At 38.5% G+C, this 6,977-nt stretch carries 4 protein-coding genes and 2 tRNA genes; 2 read left to right on the forward strand and 4 right to left on the reverse strand.

What is annotated here, in order from left to right; translation table 11 throughout:
- Positions 1-148: 148 nt before the first annotated feature.
- Complete coding sequence (locus tag O3C63_09145) at positions 149-1,414, reverse strand: hypothetical protein (GenBank protein MDA0773093.1); 1,266 nt, start codon at positions 1,412-1,414, stop codon at positions 149-151.
- Between the two features lie 271 nt (positions 1,415-1,685).
- A tRNA-Ser gene (locus O3C63_09150) sits at positions 1,686-1,779 on the reverse strand.
- Positions 1,780-2,057: 278 nt separating this feature from the next.
- Between O3C63_09150 and O3C63_09155 the strand changes: the two genes are divergently transcribed.
- Complete coding sequence (locus O3C63_09155) at positions 2,058-3,335, forward strand: competence/damage-inducible protein A (GenBank protein ID MDA0773094.1); 1,278 nt, start codon at positions 2,058-2,060, stop codon at positions 3,333-3,335.
- Here O3C63_09155 and O3C63_09160 read toward each other — a convergent pair.
- Positions 3,322-4,800 (reverse strand): hypothetical protein, encoded by a 1,479-nt coding sequence (locus tag O3C63_09160; GenBank protein ID MDA0773095.1) that lies wholly within the window; start codon positions 4,798-4,800, stop codon positions 3,322-3,324. The genes O3C63_09155 and O3C63_09160 overlap by 14 nt on opposite strands.
- Positions 4,801-4,904: 104 nt before the next feature.
- A tRNA-Ala gene (locus O3C63_09165) sits at positions 4,905-4,980 on the reverse strand.
- A gap of 125 nt (positions 4,981-5,105) precedes the next feature.
- Between O3C63_09165 and O3C63_09170 the strand changes: the two genes are divergently transcribed.
- Positions 5,106-6,827 carry a hypothetical protein gene (locus O3C63_09170; protein MDA0773096.1) on the forward strand — a complete coding sequence of 574 codons (1,722 nt, stop codon included), beginning with the start codon at positions 5,106-5,108 and terminating at the stop codon, positions 6,825-6,827.
- Positions 6,828-6,977: the final 150 nt, after the last annotated feature.

Consider the following 6,977-nt stretch of genomic DNA (forward strand, 5'->3'; position numbering starts at 1 on the left):
CTCACAACCATGAGAATCCGCTCCATCAATCTAAAAAGATCCCATTTAGGGATCTTTTTTGTTTCTGGAGGGAAGACATCATGGGTCACTGGTTTGCTAACCGAACTTATTACTTTCTCACAACCATGAGAATCCGCTCCATCAATCGCTAAAGAGCTAATTGCATTTGAGCTTGTGCTGGAACGGGCTTGGCAAGTTGGGCAGCTTGCTTGGCTAACAGATCAGTATCATGATAGGCAATTTGATCTCCTTCATTCGATTTTTTACTTGAGCGATTGAGGTATAAACCAACACCGATATTGTAAGCAGCCATAGAGAAATTACTCCAAGGCAAAATGATATTAAGCATCTTAGCTGGCAAGAACCTTTGTACTATATCCATATAAGTATTAATAGAGAGGAACATCGCAGAGATATTGAAGTCTGGTTCAGGGTGACCAAAGAGAGCGATGTCAGCGACAGTACCACCAAGATTGCGAATCGCTCCACCAAGCTTGTAAAAAATGTTTTTGTTAGCTTTACCCAAATATCCCATGATAGAACCTATCATCATAAAATAACCACTTAATGCGTCACTGTGACCTTTATCGTGTTGATCATTACCCTTGAATAATTCTTTCACTGATCTTAAACCACTTGAATCCAAAAACTTGTTGAAGCGTCCTCTATAATTACCATTGTTAGAATCAAACAAATCAAGGATCGAACTTAATTTAAAAGCAGTTACAAACTCACCAAGCTTCTCTTTAATGTTATTTCCAGTGAGACCAGTCAAAAATCTTCTATCTTTACCAAAACCACCTGCAATATTTTCAGAGAATATTTTTTTCATTGCAGTTATATTCAAATCCAAATCTTCTCCCATAGTCGGTGGTTTAGCATGCTTGTCCATTACATCAATATTATATTTTTGCTTCGCAAGTTCGTTATAGATACCTTCTTGCGATCCAACAAGTTGTGAGATGCCCAAACCAAGACCGCGAGCAAGACCAAGATCTTCTATTCGACTTTCAGCCACGATAAATAGAGGTTCAATAAATCTAGCCAAGGCTTCAACGACTCTATTTTTTTTCAAAGCTTCGTATGTTTCATGCAAGCACTGTGAAACCAAAACAACTTTGGATGTATTAAGTGCTACTGCGTCCATTGTTGAACGTTCATTAGATTTCCAATTAAACAAATGTTGGGCAAAAGAACCTAAATGCAAAACCGCCGTTAAACCAATTCCAAATATTTTTAAAAAGCTAATGAACTTATAAGCCGCATCATTTGGTTTAGTCGATGCTTGCTTTGGTTTCTCTACCTGCACAACTTGTTCTTGTGCTTGATTAAATACGTGCTTATCTATTGGCTGGCGAATTTGATCTATACCAACATCTACAAAAGCCTTGTTAATTGGCCCTTGATTTAGCATTTTTTATCCATTTGTACAGCAGTAGCCCGGGTTTTTGAGTCCGAGAATGCATAGATACAATAATAGCATGACGTATTGACGGATTAGTTATTTGATCGTTAATGGCTGTTAGAGAGAGTTTAGCGGAAGCAGCGCCACCAAGACTAACAAAGAAAACCTGATACCCGCGAAGGAATCAAAAAACGATTAGTAATCGTTTTTTGACATGGATTTCCCTGTATCCCCACATAAATCAAAAACCCCACCTAATGGTGGGGTTTTTAATTTATTATGGCGGAGAGAGAGAGATTCGAACTCTCGGACCAGGTTAAACCCCAGTCAATTTCTTAGCAGGAAATCGCTTTCAGCCACTCAGCCATCTCTCCATTTGCCTATTCAATTGTCATTCCCCTACTTTACTTCATACACTAGAGAGTTCCTGCTAAGAAATTGAACAATTTCGATTCCTTGTCTTTAAAAAGCCTTCGCTTTTTAACAGGAAAATCGCTTTCAGCCACTCAGCCATCTCTCCATTTGCCTATTCAATTGTCACTTCCCTACAGGAATGTATCATAGCAAAGTCTCTTTAGTTTTTGGCATTAATACTCCCTAAAAATACCAAGTAAGTACATACGCATTGGTAAGGGTAGAATAAAGAAAGTAAATGAAATCAGAAATCATATGCATCGGCACAGAATTAATTATCGGGCATACCGTTAATACTAACGCCACTTATATCTCAGAGAAGCTCAGCGAGCTGGGTATTTCGGTTCTTTATCACACTGCGATAGGAGACAATCCAGAACGTATTCAACAATGCTTTCAGATTGCCAGCAAACGAGCCGACCTGGTAATTCTTACAGGAGGTTTGGGTCCAACTGATGACGACATCACTCATGATATGCTCGCAGAGTTTTGCGGGGCAGAATTAAAAGAAAACCCTGAACAGAAAAAAATCCTAGAAGACAAATACGATGCTTATGGTGGCAAAGGCAAAATGCCAAGTATTAATTATAAACAAGCAAGGCTCATTAGCGGAGCTCAAGTGATTCCCAATCCAATCGGTACTGCAATTGGCATGCTCTATGAAAAAAACTCTACCTTATATATGACCTTTCCTGGCGTACCTTGTGAAATGGAAGCGATGCTCGAGTATGTGAGCCCAAAACTCAAAGATCAACTCAAAGCCAGAGGCGAAACAAGTGTCATTGCCTCTAAGAAACTTCGCCTCACCAATATCACCGAATCACGAATGGCTCAAACAATCACAGAGCACTTTGCCGCACACAATAAAAGCAATCCTTTCTTAGATTCTAATCCTTCACTGGCACCCTATGCCACTCTTGGAGAGTGTTACCTCAGAATCACCGCCAAAGCAGAAACCGAAGATGAAGCCTATAAACTAATTCAAAACTTTGATCAAGAATTACACAAGATCTTCCCCGATCAAATCTTTGGTTATAACGATGATACTTTAAATGGAGTACTCGCCCAAAAACTCAAAACAAACAAACTCACTATCTCTTTTGCAGAGTCCTGTACCGGAGGACTTGCAAGTAAATTAATGACTGACCTACCAGGATCATCTGAATATACCAAGCTCAACATTGTTACTTACGCAAATGAAGCCAAAGAACAAATGCTTGGCGTCAAAGCCAGTACCCTAGAGCTTCATGGTGCAGTCTCTGCAGAAACCGCTGAAGAGATGGTGGAAGGGCTCTCAAGAATTTCTAATGCCGATATCAATGTCTCTATCACTGGTGTTGCTGGGCCAGATGGTGCCACAAACGAAAAACCAATCGGTACTATTTATGTAGGGATCAAATACAAAGGTAAAACCGAAGTCGAGAAACTAAACTGGATTGCACGTAGATTAAGCCGTGAGCAAATTAGAGAGCTTGCTTGTAAGAAAGTGTTTTGGAAAGTGATCAAACTGCTTTAAGCTGCTTTTTCACCCGTAACTTAGTCAAGAACTGCGATAGCATAATTGCCGTGAAAATTATTCCTGTATGCAAGCCTAGACCTTGATAAAGCGTTTTAGCATGCTTGTCAAAAGCAGCTTCTTTCAATTTTGGATCATCGACATTCTGTAACTGCTTGAAAATATCATAGTATTTTTGAGCCTCTGGAAAAAGATGCTTGAGCCAGCCCGTCAAACCAGCTTGTCGAGGGTTTGGTCTATTAACCAACAAACCTGGTTCTGTACCGTATTCTTTTTGCATTTGTTTATCGCGCATTGCTGCAAGTGGACCATTAGTGATTTTTTGACCAAGCCACCAAAGTGGAATCATTGAAAGAGCCTTAGAAAGTTTTTCTATTAATTCATTACGCCCCTGCGCTGTCAAGAAGACACTCGACCACTTAGGAATAACCATAAATGAGAACATCATTCCCAAACGAGGATATAATCCATGAGTCATATCAAATTGATAATCCAACCAAGATAGCCATTTACTGTGTTTAACCTTGTCTCGATCTCGAGTAGCATTGAGAACTAACTTATTAATTATTGGTGATATTGTCGTACCAACCAAAGCTCCAAAAATTTCTTTGATACCAATCTTGTTATTATCCCCGAGCTTAGCTTGCTCTTCTTTATTTGCATAGCCCTTAGTACCAGTAAAACTATCTTGCTTGAGTACATATTTTCTAAACAAGCGCATAGTAATACCAAAGCTACCCCAAAGACCACCCTCTACAAAGCTCTCTGCAAGCTGCACAGACTCTTTGAGCTTGAGTAACTGTTCCCTCTGCTTCGTCGCCTGCTGCTCATTATAATTACTAATAAAGTTGTCGCAATAATTTCTAATTGCTTGCGACTCATCATCTAATTCCTTGGCTTTCTCATGCTTACCAAGCTCTCGATAAAGCTCAGCAATATGTTTTTTGTCATCAACCTCTTCAGCTCTGATCCTATAAATTGCTTGTTTAAATTGTTCATTGTCATGAAGTTCTGATCTATGGAAAAGCAAGTGATGCTGCGTATCTTGATGATCTTTTGCACTCAAAACAGATTTGCCAATAATTTTAGAAACCCAACTAGTAATTTTGGGAGCAGCAAAAACCATAATAAAGCTCTCAGCTGCTTCAATAGACTGCTCAATGAAACTATAAATATTCCTCATTCCAGCAATCACAGTTGGAATATCAGCACCAATTAAATCCATCACAGCTCTATAGGTTGATGCCCTTGAATCAAAAATCTTAGCCCAAATTTTGGCAGCTCGTTTTACTTTGTCCCAGCCCTGCAACTCATCTAGTTTCTTCTCTATTTTTTTTGGCTGTTCACTGAATAATTCAGAGACTCTATTGGTCTGAGTAATCTGCTCAAACAAATTAGACTGTCCTGTTTTTTCAACTGGCAGATTTGGTTTATTTATTGAAATTGTATCGACAGGTGCTACCATAATATAAAGCAAAGCTGGGGCCAAGAATTCAGGCTCAGCGTCTAAGCGCAATTATTTAGTGCTAGAAATCTAGCTTTGTTATTATAGCAATACGGATTATGGAATGGTGGACCTGATGGGATTCGAACTCACGACTTCTTCCATGCCATGGAAACACTCTACCAACTGAGTTACAGGCCCTTAGGGTCGTATCCTGACATCTGACATTTCAGGGTATGACACGATTAAGGCAGATGTCAGGATACGACCCTATCTACTATCTACAAGACGGGTTAATGGGTGCTACACTCTTATCTGAATAATTTATGAAGGTAATTTCACGTATATTCGAAGGCGATCCATTACTTGGCTATACAGCTGGTAATAATGCTGCTTCCAGAGTTGATGTTCACACTACAGTACCAGTTTATTTTATAGATTATGCAAGACAAAGCTTACACAGCCACATGCCATTGCCCAAATGTCTTCAGAACTTAAATGAAGCTGATTATAAATATGTGTATGCCTATATGAGGTCAGCGAATGCTCATGAATTTAATAGATATACAGGCAAAGAGCTAAAAAAATTAAATGTCAAACAAACTATAGAGCGTAAGCTCAAAAAAAGATATCTTGAGGAACGAAGTTTTGCAGCAAATGTCGACCAAAAAAAGTCTCATGATGATGACATTGGAGAAGTCTTGCTTTGGAGAAGCAAATATTTATTAGAAAGAGATATTACTAATAACAAATTCATACGTACTGAAATACTCAATAAAGTCATTGGCAAAAATTTACCCAAATTACCTGAAGCTTTAAAAATACAACAAGATGATTTTGAACAAAAAATCTACATTGATATTTTTAAGTTATTAGGGCAATCACAAAGTCCAACGGTCATAGCCTTCATTGCTAGAATGAGAGGTCTTGATCCCACAACAATTTGTAATCTCCTTAATGTAAAAGAAGGAAGTTCTTTTGTTATTAATCCTGATTCATTATTACCTCGCCTCAGAAAAGCTGCCGATCAAGCGATTTTTGATTTTTTTGCAAATAGAGTTATTGACATAATCCAAACCAAAATTGCACCTACTAGGGATTCTAACGAGCAAAGATTTTTACAATATCTCATATCTATGGATCCGTCTCCGGGAAAGTTTTTTTCTCTTTTAAAGTCTTGTGGTCTCGAGGAGAAAGCCATAGCCAAGCTGTTTTCATATGACGAAGATTTCGTCAACAAAGAAATGAATCAAGCAAACAGAGTATTCCTTGAAAACAAAACTGCGAAGCTACCCTCAAGATTAATACCCTTTGTTCAAAAACTAAATGTCAAACAAAAAACTGTTTTAGAGCTATATTTTGCGGGCAAATCATTAACTGATGAAGCAGTTACACGTCTTCGTTTATACAATGATTTAGCTGCCGCAAATCATGCTTTGCACGATGCTTTTAAATTAGTTGAGTTGAGCAAAGATGAGGATATTGAACTGATTCGTGATCGTTATTTGTTAGCAACAGCTGATAAAGATCCTAGTATTTTTCAAGATAGATTATTAGAATATATGATTGATAGAGCTACAAGCCCAACAACTCCTGTAGGTCTAGATCCACAACGCTACCTAACTGCATTTAAACAAGCTTTAGCAACAAAATTTGATGAAGTAGTTGCAGGGCAAAAAAATGGAAAGGACTACAAGAGGCCGATGATTGCAGCAATCATTGGTGTTAGCAGAAAGAATGCTCTTGCAATCTATCGTGGTGATAAAGCAACACTTGGCAATACTCTGAGATTAATCAAGATTGCACTTAATAAGAATGAATCAATGTCTTCATTGAAAAAACTAGCACTTGATTTTTATGCCGGGGAAAGACCTACAGCAACAGAAGATCTTGATGATGAAGCTGAAGATACCCCGTTTGAAATTCAATTAACAAGGATTGCTCAACGCGGTATATCACTTCCGGGATATCAAACTATGATTTCGCATTTAGAACCTGATGAACACAAAAGAGCAATGCAAATTTATTATGAGTATACTCGTGAGTAAGTGAAGGTGCGGATACGCCGCGAGGCACAGAGCCGCGTCTGCACAATTCACTTTTCAAAATGACACTCCGCCTAAAATTTCGAGGTCCTTCGGACCTATCACGGGACATGCTTAAGATTGAATGATAAGGGTTTTCTCACAACCGTGATA

The sequence above is a fragment of the Cyanobacteriota bacterium genome, from assembly GCA_027618255.1.
Taxonomy (GTDB): domain Bacteria; phylum Cyanobacteriota; class Vampirovibrionia; order LMEP-6097; family LMEP-6097; genus JABHOV01.

Excerpts from the sequence above, each read along its gene's own strand:
- O3C63_09145 (MDA0773093.1), bottom strand. The coding sequence starts at position 1,414 with ATGCTAAATCAAGGGCCAATTAACAAGGCTTTTGTAGATGTTGGTATA.
- O3C63_09155 (MDA0773094.1), top strand. The coding sequence starts at position 2,058 with ATGAAATCAGAAATCATATGCATCGGCACAGAATTAATTATCGGGCAT.
- O3C63_09160 (MDA0773095.1), bottom strand. The coding sequence starts at position 4,800 with ATGGTAGCACCTGTCGATACAATTTCAATAAATAAACCAAATCTGCCA.
- O3C63_09170 (MDA0773096.1), top strand. The coding sequence starts at position 5,106 with ATGAAGGTAATTTCACGTATATTCGAAGGCGATCCATTACTTGGCTAT.